At 65.6% G+C, this 15329-nt stretch carries 12 protein-coding genes and 2 tRNA genes; 5 read left to right on the top strand and 9 right to left on the bottom strand.

The annotated features are described in order from the left end of the window. Position 1: 1 nt before the first annotated feature. A complete protein-coding gene (locus QX128_RS10435; protein WP_316217853.1) occupies positions 2-859 on the bottom strand; it encodes a class I SAM-dependent methyltransferase in 858 nt (285 codons plus the stop codon). 223 nt (positions 860-1082) lie between these two features. Between QX128_RS10435 and QX128_RS10440 the strand changes: the two genes are divergently transcribed. Beyond that, complete coding sequence (locus QX128_RS10440) at positions 1083-1910, top strand: metallophosphoesterase (protein ID WP_316237402.1); 828 nt, start codon at positions 1083-1085, stop codon at positions 1908-1910. Here QX128_RS10440 and QX128_RS10445 read toward each other — a convergent pair. Beyond that, entirely contained in the window at positions 1849-2334 is a 486-nt protein-coding gene (locus QX128_RS10445) for a cyclic nucleotide-binding domain-containing protein (protein WP_316181443.1), read from the bottom strand. The genes QX128_RS10440 and QX128_RS10445 overlap by 62 nt on opposite strands. A gap of 194 nt (positions 2335-2528) precedes the next feature. On the opposite strand from QX128_RS10445, the gene QX128_RS10450 reads away from it, so the two are divergent. After that, positions 2529-2756 carry a hypothetical protein gene (locus tag QX128_RS10450; protein WP_315799689.1) on the top strand — a complete coding sequence of 76 codons (228 nt, stop codon included), beginning with the start codon at positions 2529-2531 and terminating at the stop codon, positions 2754-2756. A gap of 37 nt (positions 2757-2793) precedes the next feature. Here QX128_RS10450 and QX128_RS10455 read toward each other — a convergent pair. The 6 genes from QX128_RS10455 to QX128_RS10480 all read right to left on the bottom strand — a co-directional run bounded on the left by QX128_RS10455 (position 2794) and on the right by QX128_RS10480 (position 10063). Next, positions 2794-2870, bottom strand: a tRNA-Val gene (locus tag QX128_RS10455). A 180-nt stretch (positions 2871-3050) separates the two neighbouring features. Then, positions 3051-5474, bottom strand: coding sequence for an endopeptidase La (gene lon, locus QX128_RS10460; protein ID WP_006611021.1), 2424 nt, complete (start codon positions 5472-5474; stop codon positions 3051-3053). A gap of 327 nt (positions 5475-5801) precedes the next feature. After that, positions 5802-7076: an ATP-dependent Clp protease ATP-binding subunit ClpX gene (clpX, locus tag QX128_RS10465; RefSeq protein ID WP_012044595.1), complete on the bottom strand. Its 1275-nt coding sequence runs from the start codon at positions 7074-7076 to the stop codon at positions 5802-5804. Positions 7077-7518: 442 nt separating this feature from the next. Continuing rightward, positions 7519-8151: an ATP-dependent Clp protease proteolytic subunit gene (locus QX128_RS10470; protein ID WP_172109612.1), complete on the bottom strand. Its 633-nt coding sequence runs from the start codon at positions 8149-8151 to the stop codon at positions 7519-7521. 296 nt (positions 8152-8447) lie between these two features. Beyond that, on the bottom strand, positions 8448-9806 hold the full coding sequence (tig, locus tag QX128_RS10475; protein WP_315799688.1) for a trigger factor: 1359 nt from the start codon (positions 9804-9806) through the stop codon (positions 8448-8450). 172 nt (positions 9807-9978) lie between these two features. Beyond that, positions 9979-10063: transfer RNA gene (locus QX128_RS10480), tRNA-Leu, on the bottom strand. 174 nt (positions 10064-10237) lie between these two features. Between QX128_RS10480 and QX128_RS10485 the strand changes: the two genes are divergently transcribed. Next, positions 10238-11542, top strand: a complete 1305-nt coding sequence (locus QX128_RS10485) for a multicopper oxidase domain-containing protein (RefSeq protein ID WP_316237505.1) — start codon at positions 10238-10240, stop codon at positions 11540-11542. Positions 11543-11569: 27 nt separating this feature from the next. Next, a complete protein-coding gene (locus tag QX128_RS10490) occupies positions 11570-12652 on the top strand; it encodes an enolase C-terminal domain-like protein (RefSeq protein WP_316237403.1) in 1083 nt (360 codons plus the stop codon). Between the two features lie 211 nt (positions 12653-12863). On the opposite strand, the gene QX128_RS10495 is transcribed toward QX128_RS10490, so the two are convergent. Next, positions 12864-14363, bottom strand: coding sequence for an NAD(P)H-hydrate dehydratase (locus QX128_RS10495; RefSeq protein WP_315799686.1), 1500 nt, complete (start codon positions 14361-14363; stop codon positions 12864-12866). 539 nt (positions 14364-14902) lie between these two features. Here QX128_RS10495 and QX128_RS10500 point away from each other — a divergent pair. After that, on the top strand, positions 14903-15241 hold the full coding sequence (locus tag QX128_RS10500) for a P-II family nitrogen regulator (RefSeq protein ID WP_009027873.1): 339 nt from the start codon (positions 14903-14905) through the stop codon (positions 15239-15241). Positions 15242-15329: the final 88 nt, after the last annotated feature.

Raw genomic sequence — 15329 nt, forward strand, 5'->3', positions numbered from 1 at the left:
GTCAGGCGCGCGCCGTCACCAGCCAGATCGAGCCCGACAGCGTGACGCTGCCGCCATCCTGATGCTGTGCGAGCAGCTCGCGTACCGAGAGACGCGCCGCATCGCGCGTCTCCGCCGGGTGCCCTTCCAGCGCGCGGCTGGCGGGGCCGATCTCGAAGGCCGATTGCACCGCCGCGTCGAGACCCTGTCCGCGGGCGATGTCGAGCGACAGCGGATGTGCCTGCAGCGCGACGTCGCTGAAGCCGGCCTCGCCGAGGATCCGCGTCACCCGCGCCTCGGATGCGAACGCGAACGGACCCGGATCCTCCGGCGCCATCTCCGGCAGCTTCGGAACGTGGCGATAGACCGCCTGCAGCGGCGCAATCATCCAGGGATTGGCCTTCGGCTCGCGCCAGCAGGCGAATACGACCCGGCCGCCCGGCTTCAGCGCGCGGCGGATGTTGGCGAACGACGCCACCGGATCGGCAAAGAACATCACCCCGAACCGCGACACCAGCAGATCAAAGCTCGCCGGCGCGAACGGATGCACGGTGGCGTCGGCCAGCACGAATTCGGTGGCAGGTCCTGCCGGCGCCACGGCGCGCGCCCGCGCCAGCATCGGCGCAGAGATGTCGACCCCGAGCACGTGTCCGCCCGGCGCCACCTGCCCGGCGAGCGCGATCGACAGGCCGCCGCAGCCACAGCCGATGTCGAGCACACGATCTCCCGGCTTGGCCGCGATGCGGTCGATCAGTATCCGCGACACCGGCGCGAGCAGGACGTCCTGCGCCTCCTGGCGATCGGACCAGCGCTGGCCGCCCGGGCCGTTCCAATAGGCGATCTGGTCGGCGTTGCGGTCGTCTCCTGAAGGCAATTGCATGACGCGCCTTGTCTGGTTGAGATCATCGAGAGAGTAGGCATCGCGCATGCGCGGGTCTTGCCTGTCAAGGCACGAGCGCGCGATGGCTCGCGCCAACATCATACCGGCGAGCTCGACAGACCAGAGGAGGACCTGGTCTTGCCGGCGCCCGCAGTTTCAAGATGCAATAGCGCGGGCAGAATATGGTCCCGCTCTTGCTTCGATCCTGCGCGTCAGGAGCCTCATGCGCTGTCTCATCGTTGCCGATCTTCACTACACGCTGCCGCAGTTCGACTGGCTGGTGGCGGCTGCCGATCATTTCGACGCAGTGGTTTTCGCCGGCGATGCGCTCGATCTCGCCTCGATCGTCGACATCCGCGCCCAGATCGTGGTCGTGAAGACCTATCTCGCGCTCCTGGCGGCCAAGACACGGGTCATGATCTGCTCCGGCAATCATGACCTGGAGGAGCGCAGCCCCGAGGGCGAGAAGATCGCGGCCTGGATCGGAACGGTCCGGGAGCTCGGCATCGCCTCCGATGGCGACGATCTCCTGGTCGGCGACATCATGTTCTCGGTCTGCCCGTGGTGGGATGGTCCGCGCGTGAAGGCCGCGATCACGCGCCAGCTCGAAGCCGCCGCCGCACGCAGACCCGAACGCTGGATCTGGGTGCATCATGCGCCGCCGGCCAACTCGCCGGTGAGCTGGGGCGGCAAGCGCTTCTTCGGCGACACCGAGCTCGAAGGCTTCATCGCGCGCCATCGGCCAACGATGGTGATCTCCGGCCACGTCCACCAGTCGCCCTTCATCACGAACGGATCCTGGTTCGATCGCGTCGGTGAGACCTGGGTCTTCAACACCGGACGGCAGCCCGGGCGCCCGCCGACCTACATGGTGCTCGACACCGAGACCCAGCGCGCGTTCTGGCTGTCGGCGGGGCAGGCCGAATGGATCGACCTCGCCGGACGGCTGGAGCGCCCGGCCCAGCCGGTGACAGCGGCGCCCGACTGGCTCAGAGCCGTGGATCGGATTCCAGATCCGTTCCTGGCGAGACCTGCTGCGGCGGCAGGTTGACCATGCTCTGCAGGACGTCGCCGACCATCGCGAGGTGCGTGCCATGGCCGGCATATTGCCGCTTGAGGTCGGCCAGATAGGTATTGGCGACATTGAGCCGCTGCGCCAGCATGCGCGCGATCGCCAGCGTCGCCTCGGGATTCTCGGTCAGGAAGCGCGGCGCATTGGGGATCTCATAGATCCGGCACTCGGCAAGCGCCCGCACGGTCGCCGTGTGCGGCTGCTCCAGCAGCAGCGACATCTCGCCGAACAGCGCACCCGGCTCGGAGACGACGGCCACCGTGGCCCCGGCCTTGACGACCTCCAGCCGCCCGTCCAGCAGGATGTAGAGATGCCCGGTGCTGTGGCCCTCCTCCAGCAGGTCGGAGCCAGCCGCGATGATGCGTTCGTGTCCGCCTGTGCAGTGACGCAGGAAGTCGGTCATCGTTTCGTCCGCGATGTTTCACCCCGCGCGAAGCTAGCCGAAGAAGAGCTGGTCACCACGCGAAATCGTTCTGACACTTCGTAGTGGCCGCCGAAAAGGATTCTAAACCCTGTCCCACGGCGACGTCCCGCAGCACCTACGCTTCACCACGAGGCTGCGGTATAGCCATCCTGCTACCTCTGACAGAGGTTCAAATGGGGGAATGGGTCGTCATGCAACAATGGGTCGTGGAGCTGATCGTCTCCTGGCTTCCCTTCATCTTCCTGATCGGGGTTTGGTTCTTGCTCAGCCGTCGCGGCGGATTGGGTCCCAGCGCGAAGGTGGTTCAGCTCTACGAGCAGCAGATCGATGAAACCAGACGTACGAACACGCTTCTGGAAAGGATCGCGGTCAGCCTGGAAAAACAGCGCCTGCCGCAATAGCCACCGCAATTCGAGCGCGCCTGCCGGCAGATCCGAGTGGTAGGCGGCGAGAGATTCGAACTCCCGACCCTCTCGGTGTAAACGAGATGCTCTAACCAGCTGAGCTAGCCGCCCTCACGTCGCGCTTCTTTACCCCCTGCCCGATCCGCAATCAACGCCGGAACCACGCGGCGGCAGCGAGAAACCGCCGCAGCGGGAACGGTGGGGCAGACCCCGCACGCTCGAAGTCAGTGGCTCGATCCCGCAAACGAAAACGGCGCCGTTCGGGCGCCGTTTCCTTGTTCTGTTCGGTCGTCAGTGGGCGGTCAGGCCGCCAGCGGCTTCGTCGCCATCGGCCTTCACGGGCACCTTGGTGTCCTCTTCCCAGACGATCGGCACCGGCTTGCGGACCAGGGCCCGGGCGACGACGTCGTCGAGACGGGCGACCGGGATGATCTCCATGCCGCCCTTGATCGCATCGGAAATCTCCGTGAGATCCTTGGCGTTGTCCTCGGGGATCAGCACCGTCTTGATGCCGCCGCGGGCCGCAGCCAACAGCTTCTCCTTCAGACCGCCGATCGGCAGCACACGACCACGCAGGGTGATCTCGCCGGTCATCGCGACGTCGTGACGGACCGGGATGCCGGTCATCACCGAGATGATGGTCGTCGCCATCGCGACGCCCGCCGACGGTCCGTCCTTCGGGGTTGCTCCCTCCGGCACGTGGACGTGGATGTCACGCCGGTCGAACAGCGGCGGCTCGATGCCGTAGTTGATCGCCCGCGAGCGGACGAACGAGGCCGCCGCCGAGATCGACTCCTTCATGACGTCGCGCAGATTGCCCGTCACCGTCATCTTGCCCTTGCCGGGCATCATGACGCCTTCGATCGTCAGCAGCTCGCCACCGACATCGGTCCAGGCCAAGCCCGTCACGATGCCGACCTGATCGTCGCTCTCGATCTCGCCGAAGCGGTACTTCGGAACACCCAAGAATTCCTCGACGGTCTTCTCGGTGATCTTCACCGACTTCTTCTTGGACATCATGAGCTCCTTCACGGCCTTGCGGGCCAGTGTGGAAATCTCACGCTCCAGATTACGCACGCCCGCTTCGCGGGTGTAGCGCCGGATCACGAGCAGCAACGCGTCGTCGTCGATCGACCACTCCTTCGAGTCCAGGCCGTGCTTCGAGATCGCGCTGGGGATCAGGTGCTTGCGGGCGATCTCGAGCTTTTCGGTCTCGGTGTAGCCCGCGATGCGGATGATCTCCATGCGGTCCATCAGCGGTCCGGGAATATTCAGCGTATTCGCGGTCGTGATGAACATCACGTTCGACAGGTCGTAGTCGACCTCCAGATAGTGATCGTTGAACGTCGTGTTCTGCTCGGGGTCCAAGACCTCCAGCAGCGCCGACGAGGGATCACCCCGGAAGTCCGAGCCCATCTTGTCGATCTCGTCCAGCAGGAAGAGCGGATTCGAGGTCTTGGCCTTGCGCATCGACTGGATGATCTTGCCGGGCATCGAGCCGATATAGGTCCGGCGATGACCGCGGATCTCCGCCTCGTCGCGCACGCCGCCCAGCGACACGCGAACGAACTCGCGCCCCGTGGCCTTCGCGATCGACTTGCCGAGCGAGGTCTTGCCGACGCCGGGAGGTCCGACCAGGCACAGGATCGGGCCGGTCAGCTTGTTGGCGCGCGACTGCACCGCCAGGTACTCGACGATGCGGTCCTTGACCTTCTCCAGCCCATAGTGATCCGCATCCAGAACCGCCTGAGCGGCCTCCAGATCCTTCTTCACCTTGGACTTCTTGTTCCACGGGATCGACAGCAGCCAATCCAGGTAGTTGCGCACGACGGTCGCTTCCGCGGACATCGGCGACATCTGGCGCAGCTTCTTCAGCTCGTGCTGGGCCTTCTCGCGCGCTTCCTTGGAGAGCTTGGTCTTGTTGATGCGCTCTTCCAGATCGGCGAGCTCGTCACGGCCGTCCTCGTCGCCCAGCTCCTTCTGAATGGCCTTCATCTGCTCATTCAGGTAGTACTCGCGCTGGGTCTTCTCCATCTGGCGCTTCACACGCGAGCGGATGCGCTTCTCGACCTGCAGCACCGAGATCTCGCTCTCCATCAGGCCCAGCACCTTCTCCAGGCGCGTGGTGACGGACAGCGTCTCCAGGATGCCCTGGCGATCGGCGATCTTGACGGCGAGATGCGAGGCGACGGTGTCGGCCAGCTTGCCGAAATCGGTGATCGACTGAACGACGCCGACGACCTCGGCGGAGATCTTCTTGTTCAGCTTCACATAGCTCTCGAAGTCCGACACGACGGAGCGGCCCAGCGCTTCGGCCTCGACCGACTTGGCGTCGGTGTCCTCGAGCGCAACGGCAGTGGCTTCGTAGTAGTCGGCGCGATCGGTGTACTTCTCGACGCGCGCGCGCTCCAGGCCTTCGACCAGCACCTTCACGGTGCCGTCGGGCAGCTTCAGGAGTTGCAGCACGCTGGCGAGCGTCCCGGTCTCGTAGATCGCATCCGGAGCGGGATCGTCGTCGGACGCGTTCTTCTGCGTCGCCAGCATCACCAGCGCGTCGTTCTTCATCACCTCTTCGAGGGCGCGGATGGATTTCTCGCGGCCGACGAACAGCGGAACGATGTTGTGCGGGAAGACGACGATGTCGCGGAGCGGCAGAACCGGATAGGCGTGGCTCTCGCCGTAAACGATGGTCGGCCGGGGTTTGGGGGTCGTCATGGCCTGTTCCTTTTGTTTAGCCCCCTTGCACGCAGTCCGCCATCGTGCGCAACCGCCACAAGGTGCGATCTGATCCGGACTTCACTGACGCGTCGATATCGCCCGCTTGTTTCGGATCGTTGTTGAGGCGAATCCCGGGATTGAGATTTGTATCGCCACGCGACATTAGGTGGCTATCGACCCGGGGGGTGTCAAGTATCGGTAAACACCCGCCAAAAATGGCTTTACGCGGCGGGACTCTGAAACGCTGCGATGCCGCGGACATGATGTCCGCGGCGATCGCCGATCTAATAAATCGAGGTCTTCTGTCTCTCGTACCAGCGCGCCTCACGCGCTGGCGCTGCTTTCCACCGCGCGATCGGACCGATCGGCGTAGATGTAGAGCGGACGGGCGGTGCCCTCGACCACTTCGCGCGAGATGACCACTTCCTCGACGCCCTCGAGACCCGGCAGGTCGAACATCGTCTCGAGCAGGATGCTCTCGAGGATCGACCGCAGACCGCGCGCGCCGGTCTTGCGCTCGATGGCCTTGCGCGCCACCGCGCCCAGCGCCTCGTCGGCGAAGGTGAGCTCGATGTTCTCCATCTCGAACAGCCTCTGATACTGCTTCACCAGCGCGTTCTTGGGCTCGGTCAGGATCTTCTTGAGCGAGTTCTCGTCGAGGTCCTCGAGCGTCGCAACGACCGGCAGACGGCCGACGAACTCGGGGATCAGGCCGTACTTCAGGAGATCCTCAGGCTCGACGTGACGGAAGATCTCGCCGGTGCGGCGGTCTTCCGGCGCCAGAACCTGGGCGGCGAAGCCGATCGAGGTCGACCGGCCGCGCGCCGAGATGATCTTCTCGAGACCGGAGAACGCACCACCGCAGATGAACAGGATGTTGGTGGTGTCGACCTGCAGGAACTCCTGCTGCGGATGCTTGCGGCCGCCCTGCGGCGGAACCGACGCAACCGTGCCCTCCATGATCTTCAGCAGCGCCTGCTGGACTCCCTCGCCCGACACGTCGCGGGTGATCGAGGGATTGTCCGACTTGCGACTGATCTTGTCGATCTCGTCGATGTAGACAATGCCACGCTGCGCGCGCTCGACATTGTAGTCGGCCGCCTGCAAGAGCTTCAGGATGATGTTCTCGACGTCCTCACCGACATAGCCGGCCTCGGTCAGGGTCGTCGCATCCGCCATCGTGAACGGCACGTCCAGGATGCGGGCGAGCGTCTGCGCGAGCAGCGTCTTGCCCGATCCGGTCGGACCGATCAGCAGGATGTTCGACTTCGCGAGCTCGACGTCGGAGTGCTTGGTCTGGTGATTCAGCCGCTTGTAGTGGTTGTGGACGGCGACCGAGAGCACCTTTTTCGCGTGGTTCTGGCCGATGACGTAATCGTCCAGGACCTTGCAGATCTCCTTCGGGGTCGGAATCCCGTCGCGCGACTTGACCAGCGAGGACTTGTTCTCCTCGCGGATGATGTCCATGCAGAGTTCGACGCACTCGTCGCAGATGAAGACGGTTGGACCTGCGATCAGTTTGCGGACTTCGTGCTGGCTCTTGCCGCAGAACGAGCAATATAGCGTGTTCTTCGAGTCGCTCGTGCCGACCTTACTCATTCCTGTCTCCGTCCGCGGTTCGCTCTTGTCCGCTCGTTCGTTCCGATCCGGCACGGGCCGGACCAGACTGGTGAAAGAGCAAATTTCGTACCAAAATTAACACCTTGTTCTTCACCTGTCGTGCGCCCACGACCTACGCGAATCCCCCACGATCCATAACTGGACACTCTAGCCAATCATGCTGTCATCCGACTATCAAGAATTCGCTAATCGGAGCACAGACCCTAGACCGTGACATTACCGTGATTTTGGGGCTTGACACGGTAAGAGCACGCGAAATCAGCGGAGCGTTGCGTGTTTGCCACGCCTATTTGCCGGCCGCACGGCAAGGTTGCGACCCTTTTGGGACCCCACCTCAGTACCTTTGCCGGCCCGGGCCGACAAAGGTGATGCTGTGCGCTCCGAGGCGGGTCAAACGAACCCCGCCTCGTTTACGGAGGGCTCACTTGCCCATCGCCGCCGGATCTTCCGGCCGCTTGTCGAGAACCTTGTCGATCAGGCCGAACTCCTGGGCGGCTTCCGCCGTGAGGAATTTGTCGCGCTCCAGGGCGTCCTCGATCGCCTTGTAAGGCTGGCCGGTGTGCTTGACGTAGATCTCGTTGAGCCGCTTCTTCAGGTTCAGGATCTCCTGGGCGTGCAGCATGATATCGGTCGCCTGGCCCTGGAACCCGCCGGACGGCTGATGCACCATGATGCGCGAGTTCGGCAGCGAGAAGCGCATGTCCTTGTGGCCGGCACAGAGCAGCAACGAGCCCATCGAGGCCGCCTGGCCGGTGCACAGCGTCGACACCGCCGGACGGATGAATTGCATCGTGTCGTAGATCGCGAGGCCCGACGTCACCACGCCACCGGGCGAGTTGATGTACATCGCGATTTCCTTCTTCGGGTTCTCGGCCTCGAGGAACAGCAGCTGCGCGACGATCAGGGTCGCCATGCCGTCCTCGACCGGACCGGTCACGAAGATGATGCGCTCCTTCAGGAGGCGCGAGAAGATGTCGTAGGCGCGCTCACCGCGGTTGGTCTGTTCGACCACCATGGGCACAAGGTTCATATAGGTTTCGACGGGATCGCGCATGAATCACCCAAGGGTTGGACCAGCAGTTGAGACGACCGGCCGCCGCAGGTGAGGCTCATTCAACGAGCAGCGACGGACAGGTGTCCCGTGATGCAGAACTTCAAGACCGAGCCCACAGATATGGACCAATTTGCCGGTGACAAGACCGGGCCCCTGGCCAGCCGCGAGCGAGGTCGTTGCTCTGTTCAAGCTGATTCCCGCGGCGGCGGCCAGCACCCGAACCGGGTTGACCGGCGCTTTCGCCGGTCAACCTTAATCACGCGCTTATGTCGCGAACCCTACGATGGGCGGCCTTTTCAGGCCGCCTTGTCGCTGTCGTCGTCCTTGAACAGCTCGTCCTTGGAGACCTTCTTCTCGGTCACATTGGCGAGCTCGAGGATGAAGTCGACGACCTTGTCCTCGTAGATCGGCGCGCGCAGCTGCGCGAGCGCCTGCGGGTTGCTGCGATAGAAGTCCCAGACCTCCTTCTCGCGGCCCGGCATCGAGCGCGCACGCTCGATCACGGCGCGGCTGACCTCGTCGTCGGTCACGGTGATCTTGTTCTTCTCGCCGATCTCGGAGAGCACGAGGCCGAGGCGCACGCGGCGGTCGGCGATGGTGCGGTACTCCTCCTTCGCCTTGTCCTCGGTGGTGTTCTCGTCGGCGAAGGTCTTGCCGCTGGAATCCATCTCGGCCTTGACCGAGTTCCACATCAGGTTGAACTCCTCGTCGATCAACGACGGCGGCGCATCGAACTTATGGGTCTCGTCGAGACGGTCGAGCAGCGCGCGCTTGACGCGCTGGCGGGTCGCCTGGCTGAACTCGCCGGCGAGACGATCGCGCATCAGCTGCTTCAGCTTGTCGAGCGATTCCAGGCCGAGCGTCTTGGCGAACTCGTCGTCCACCACCTTGTCTTCCGGCGCCTCGATCGCGGTCGCCGTGGTCTCGAACTCCGCGGCCTTACCGGCGAGCTCGTTGTTCAGGTAGTTGGTCGGGAACGTGACCTTGAGCGTACGGGTCTCGCCGACGCCGATGCCGACCAGTTGGTCCTCGAAACCGGGGATGAAGGTGTTGGAGCCGATGACGACGTCGATGCCCTCGCCGGTGCCGCCCTCGAAGGCGACGCCGTCGATCGTGCCCTTGAAGTTGATCTTCACGCGGTCGCCGTTCTCGGCCTTCGCGCCATCGGCCTTGGCGGCGTAGCTACGGTTGGCATCGGCCAGGCGCTTGATCGCCTCGTCGACGTCGGCGTCGGTGATGTCGGCCACCGGCTTTTCGACCGAGAAGGTCTTGAAGTCGGCGAGCGCGATCGCCGGCACGACCTCGACGGCCACGGTGTAGGTCAGGTCGGACTCGCCAGCGAGGATCTTCTCGACCTCGGCTTCCTCGGTCGGCATCGTCACCTTGGGCTCGGTGGCCAAGCGGAAGCCGCGCTCGGTGAAGATCTGCGTGTTGGTGTCGCGGATGGTCTGGTCGATGGTCTCGGCCATGACCGACTTGCCGTAGATCTTCTTCAGATGCGCGACCGGCACCTTGCCGGGGCGGAAGCCGTTGATGCGGACCTTGTCCTTGAGATCGACCAGCTTGGCATCCGCCTTGGCGTCGAGATCCGCCGCCGGAACGCTGATCTGGAACTCGTGCTTCAAGCCTTCCGACAAGGTTTCTGTGACCTGCATGGCGTCAATCTTCTTCCGCTTCGGTCCGAACCCTTGCGATCCGGACACATCTGACTCAATTGTGGACGACGCGCGGCAAAGGGCCTTGCGTCGGTGGGATCGGCGGCCCCGCTTCTCTGTGCGAGAGAACGGGTTCGCCGGTAAAACTAGGGGCAAACGCCGGAGAAGCGCTTGGTGCGGGCGGAGGGACTCGAACCCCCACAACTTTCGTCACTGGAACCTAAATCCAGCGCGTCTACCAGTTCCGCCACGCCCGCGTGAACTGCATCGATAGCCCGGCCGCGGTGCCGCGGGCGGCGCGGCTTATACCACGCACGAAACCGTCCGCAGCAAAAAAATGGGCTGTCGAAAGCACCACCGGCAGGCCGATCGACCGTGTCGAACGCACAGATAAGGGAAAACAGCATGATCCGCATCCCCCTCATTGCACGATGTTTTGTCGCATGACGGAATCGTCGGAGGGGCTCAGCCGCCGCGCCCTGCTCGGCGGCCTCGCGGCAGCCGGCGCGGCCTCGTTTGCCCGCCCGGCGCGGGCCGCTCGCCGAATCTCGGTTTCGTTGAACGCTCGCGGCGAATCTCTCGTGCTGGCCCAGGGACGCGCGGCCAGCCCCCTCTGGCGGCTGGCAGCACCGGCCCCGGTGGTCCGGCTTGCCCGCGGCACGGCGCTGGATCTCGACCTTTCGAATGGCCTTACGATCCCCGCCGCGCTGTCCAGCCGCGGCCTCGCTTTGCCCGCCCCGCTGCTGGCGCAGGCGGAGATCGGCCCCGGCGGCCGGGCCACCATTCCAGCCCTGGCGTCGCGGGCCGGGACCGGCCTGCTCGACCTGCGGCTGCTGGCCGACGTCGTGGCGATCCGCCCGCTGCCTGTCATCGTCGATGAGGCCGCGACGGTAACTGTCGACCGCGACGAGGTTTTCCTGATCGAGGACTTCAGGCTCAAGGCCGACGGCACCGCGGTTGCGCCGGGAACCGAGGCGACGGACGCCGAGCTCCTCTACACCGTCAATGGGCAGACCCAGCCCGAGATCGCGCTGCGGACCCATGCGCGGGTCAGGCTGCGGTTCATCAATGGCTGTCAACGCGCTGTGATCGCGATCAAAATCGCCGACCTCGACGCCGTCCGCGTGATGGCCATCGACGGCCAGCCGGCCGAGCCTTTCCTGGCGCGAAACGGCGCGGTAGTGCTGCCGCCCGGCGGCCGGACCGACGTCTTCATCGACATGCCCGCGGCCAGGACGGCGCTGGCCGTGCTGCTGCACGACGGCAGCAATCCGCGTCCCCTCGCCCGGCTGATGGCGTCCAGCGAGCCGCCGCTCCGTGCCGCCCCACTGCCGCCGGCGCAGGCTTTGCCGTCGAACGGTTTGCCGGACAGACTGGACCTCAAGACGGCCGTTCGGGCCGAACTCGCGCTCGACGGCGCCGAGTGGCGACCACCCGCCCAGTTCAGCGCCACCGCCGAACCCGCCTTGCAGGCGAAGGCCGGCCGGGTGGTCGTGCTGGCTCTTACCAACAAGACCGCCGCCTCCCGTGTGGTCCATTTGCACGGCCAGCCGTTCCGGCTGCTCGACCAGCTCGACGACGGCTGGAAGCCCTATTGGCTCGACACGCTGGCACTGGAGGCCGGCCAGACCCAGCGCATTGCGTTCCTTGCCGAGCAGTCCGGCCGGTTCCTGGTCGAGAGCATGGCGACCAGCTGGGCAGCGCCGCGCCTGCTGCGATGGTATGAGATCCGGTGAGGAAACGAACCTGAGGGAACAGTCCCCATGACCATCGCTGCCATCACCGGGGTCACGGCGCGCGCCGTGATCACGCCCATGAAGCGCCCCTTGCGCAACGCGTTCGGCATCATCGACTCCGGACCGCTGGTGCTGATCAACGTCGCCACCGATCAGGGGGTTACCGGCCACTCCTACCTGTTCGCTTACACCAGGATCGCGTTGAAACCGCTACTGCATCTGGTCGAGGAGATCGGCCGCGAGCTAAATGGCCAGGCCCTGGTCCCGTTCGACCTGAAGAAACTCATGGACGCCAAATTCCGCCTGCTCGGCTGGCAGGGCCTCGTCGGCATGGCCGTCTCGGGCCTCGACATGGCGTTCTGGGACGCGCTCGGTCAGCTCGCCGGCAAGCCCGTCGTCGAGCTGCTCGGCGGCACGGCGCGGCCGATTCCGGCCTATGACAGCTATGGCGTGCTCGATGCGAAGGACGACGAGCGCATCTTACGCGCCGCGCGCGACGAGCACGGCTTCCGCGCCATCAAGACCAAGGGCGGTCATGGCGATCTCGCGACCGACGAAGCGATGATCAAGGGCCTGCGCGCCCTGCTCGGCCCGGACATGGCGCTGATGCTCGACTTCAACCAGTCGCTCGATCCCCCGGAAGCCACGCGCAGACTCACGCGCCTTGCGGACTACGACCTGACCTGGATCGAGGAGCCGGTGCCGCAGGAGAATCTCTCCGGCCATGCCCGGGTGCGCGAGCGGTCGGAGATCCCGATCCAGGCCGGCGAGAACTGGTGGTTTCCGCGCGGCTTTGCCGAGGCAATCGCGGCCGGCGCGTCCGACTTCATCATGCCCGACCTGATGAAGGTCGGCGGCATCACCGGCTGGCTCAACGTCGCAGGTCAGGCCGATGCCGCCTCGATCCCGATGTCGAGCCACATCCTGCCCGAGGCGAGCGCGCATGTCCTGGCGGTGACGCCGACGGCACACTGGCTGGAGGTGCTGGACTTCGCCGGCGCAATTCTCGCCGAGCCGCTGCAGGTGATTGACGGCAAGGTGACGGCGAAGGGCCCGGGCCTCGGGCTCGCGTGGAACGAGAGCGCGGTGGCGAAGTATCAGGTCACGTGAGCCGACCAGCGTTAGCTAGACGGTCCGACGTCACCGCAACCACAACTGTCATAGCCCGGGTTGACCGAGCGAACCCGTACGCCGAGTCGGCCGTGATTGACTCGATGGGCCGCGGCGTACTGGATGCCCGCTGGAGCCTGTCATCGGGCTCGCCAAAGGCGAGACCCGGTGGCGGGCATGACAGTGTCTGCCGGGCGACGGCTCGCCCTGCTCAATACTCGATCCCGAACCGGTCATAGAGCCGCCGGAACACCGCGGGCAGCGTCTCCGTCAGGTCCTCGGCAATCAGCCCCGGCCCCGCCTCGTTGCCCGCCTCGCCATGCATCCAGACGCCGATGCAGGCGGCCTCGAACGCCGGCACACCCTGCGCCAGCATGCCGGCGATGATGCCGGCGAGCACGTCGCCGGCGCCGGCGGTGGCGAGCCAGGGCGGTGCGTTGGCGGCGATTGCGGCGCGGCCGTCGGGCGCGGCCACCGTCGTGTCGGCGCCCTTCAACAGCACCACGGCGCCGCAGCGCACCGCTGCCGCGCGGACGCGCTCCAGCTTGGAGCGGCCGGGATGCTTGTTGCTGAGATCGGAGAACAGCCGGGGGAATTCGCCCTCGTGCGGCGTCAGCACGATCTGCGCCTCGGCCATCGCCCTGAGCTGCTCGAACAGCCGCTCCGGCGCATCGGCGAAGCTCGTCAACGCGTCGGCATCGAGCACGAGGTGACGCTGCGCCGTGAGCGCGGTGTAGACGAGGTCGCGCGTGCGCTCGCTGACGCCGGTGCCGGGCCCGATGATGCAGGTGTTGTAGCGCTTGTCGCCGAGCAATTCGCCGAACGCGATCGCGGTGTCGGCGGCGCGCACCATCACCGCCGTCAGCGCCGCGGCATTGACCGCCAGCGCATCGCGCGGCGAGGCCAGCGTGACGAGGCCGGCGCCGGCCCGCAACGCGGCCCGCGCGGCCATCCGCGCCGCGCCCGTGGCGGTGACGTCGCCGGACATCGCCAGCACGTGCCCGCGGGCGTATTTGTGGCCGTCGATGCGTGGCACCGGAAAATGGCCCTGCCACAGCTCGGGATCGTTCTCGAAGGCCTGCGGCCTGATCTCCGCGAGCACCTGGGGAGCGATGCCGATGTCGGCGAGCCGGACGCGCCCGCAATGCTGGCGGCCCGGCAGCAGCAGATGCGCCGGCTTCTTGCGGAAGAAGGTCACCGTCTCGGTGGCGCGGACTGCGATGCCCATCACCGCGCCCGTGGTGCCGTTGATGCCGCTCGGCAGGTCGACCGCGAGCACCGGCGCGCCATTGCCGTTGATCGCTGCGATGACGTCATGAGGCTCGCCGGTGACGGGCCGGCTGAGGCCGGCGCCGAACAGCGCGTCGATGATCAGCGCCGGCCTGCCGATCGCCTGCGGCGTGAACGGCAGCACCGGAAACTTCCAGCCCTTGGCGGCGGAGGCCGCGTCGCCGTGCAACGCGTCGCGCTCGCACATCAGGATGACCGAGACGTCCCTGCCCTGCGCGGCGAGTTCGGCCGCGGCAACGAAGCCGTCGCCGCCATTGTTGCCCGGCCCGCAGACCACCACGATCGGCCCGGTCTCGACCAGGTCCATGGCCGCCTCGGCCACTGCCTGGCCGGCGCTCAGCATCAGCGAAAAGCCCGGCGTGCCGGCTGCGATCGTCAGCCGGTCGGCGCGCTCCATTTCGCTCGTGGTCAAGATTTCCATCGCCGCTCTCGTCCCCAGCCGCCGTCTAGCGCCGGCTGCGTGATATCGTCCCCATCGCGTCTCAGCGGGCGTCGGCGCCCCGTCCCGAGGAGCCGGCGCGCGCGAATCCCGCGCTTCCTATTGCCGCGCCGGCCCGCAACTTCCAAGGGCGCTGCGCGTCTGGCAAGACGCGACGAAACCCGGCATGTCGCCTTTTCCCTGGGCATTTCGGACAGCGCGCGTCTGGATCGTCGACGTCTGCACAACGTTTGATCTGTTTGCCTAATCTCAAGGCTCCGGTATTCTAGACGTTCCTTGAGGGAATCGTCAGGGCGCTCGTGAAATGCCTGATTATCGGCCCTATTTGGGCCCGTTAACGACTTGGCATAGACCCTGCTTTTGTGGAGCCACTTCGGCACGGGGCAAGTCGGGCAGTCAATCACCGGGCCTCCGCCGGAGAGTGTCGGGCCCGGTAGCGAAATGATCGAACGACCTGCGCGTGGGCGCAGCCTGACGATGACCCACCTGTTGTTTTTAGCGGAATGCCCGGGAGGCGCTCAGTGAAGAAGATCGAAGCCATCATCAAGCCGTTCAAGCTCGACGAGGTGAAGGAGGCGCTTCAGGAAGTGGGACTTCAGGGCATCACCGTCACCGAAGCCAAGGGTTTTGGCCGGCAGAAGGGTCATGCCGAGCTGTACCGGGGCGCCGAATACATCGTCGATTTCCTGCCCAAGGTGAAGATCGAGATCGTGATCGGCGACGACCTGGTCGAGCGTGCGATCGAGGCGATCCGCCGCGCCGCCCAGACCGGCCGCATCGGCGACGGCAAGATCTTCGTGTCCAACATCGAGGAAGCGATCCGCATCCGAACCGGCGAATCCGGTCTGGACGCGATCTAGCCTGACCCGGGGCCTGGAACGGACCGTCCGCTCCGGGCCCTGCACAGAACGTTTGCTGCGCCAGCAGCCCTCACGGCAGCTCAGGCGT

The organism is Bradyrhizobium sp. SZCCHNR1015 (assembly GCF_032489875.1).
Classification (GTDB): domain Bacteria; phylum Pseudomonadota; class Alphaproteobacteria; order Rhizobiales; family Xanthobacteraceae; genus Bradyrhizobium.

Excerpts from the sequence above, each read along its gene's own strand:
- lon (WP_006611021.1), bottom strand. The coding sequence starts at position 5,474 with ATGACGACCCCCAAACCCCGGCCGACCATCGTTTACGGCGAGAGCCAC.
- QX128_RS10485 (WP_316237505.1), top strand. The coding sequence starts at position 10,238 with ATGTTTTGTCGCATGACGGAATCGTCGGAGGGGCTCAGCCGCCGCGCC.
- tig (WP_315799688.1), bottom strand. The coding sequence starts at position 9,806 with ATGCAGGTCACAGAAACCTTGTCGGAAGGCTTGAAGCACGAGTTCCAG.
- clpX (WP_012044595.1), bottom strand. The coding sequence starts at position 7,076 with ATGAGTAAGGTCGGCACGAGCGACTCGAAGAACACGCTATATTGCTCG.
- QX128_RS10495 (WP_315799686.1), bottom strand. The coding sequence starts at position 14,363 with ATGGAAATCTTGACCACGAGCGAAATGGAGCGCGCCGACCGGCTGACG.
- QX128_RS10445 (WP_316181443.1), bottom strand. The coding sequence starts at position 2,334 with ATGACCGACTTCCTGCGTCACTGCACAGGCGGACACGAACGCATCATC.
- QX128_RS10435 (WP_316217853.1), bottom strand. The coding sequence starts at position 859 with ATGCAATTGCCTTCAGGAGACGACCGCAACGCCGACCAGATCGCCTAT.
- QX128_RS10450 (WP_315799689.1), top strand. The coding sequence starts at position 2,529 with ATGGGGGAATGGGTCGTCATGCAACAATGGGTCGTGGAGCTGATCGTC.
- QX128_RS10470 (WP_172109612.1), bottom strand. The coding sequence starts at position 8,151 with ATGCGCGATCCCGTCGAAACCTATATGAACCTTGTGCCCATGGTGGTC.
- QX128_RS10490 (WP_316237403.1), top strand. The coding sequence starts at position 11,570 with ATGACCATCGCTGCCATCACCGGGGTCACGGCGCGCGCCGTGATCACG.
- QX128_RS10440 (WP_316237402.1), top strand. The coding sequence starts at position 1,083 with ATGCGCTGTCTCATCGTTGCCGATCTTCACTACACGCTGCCGCAGTTC.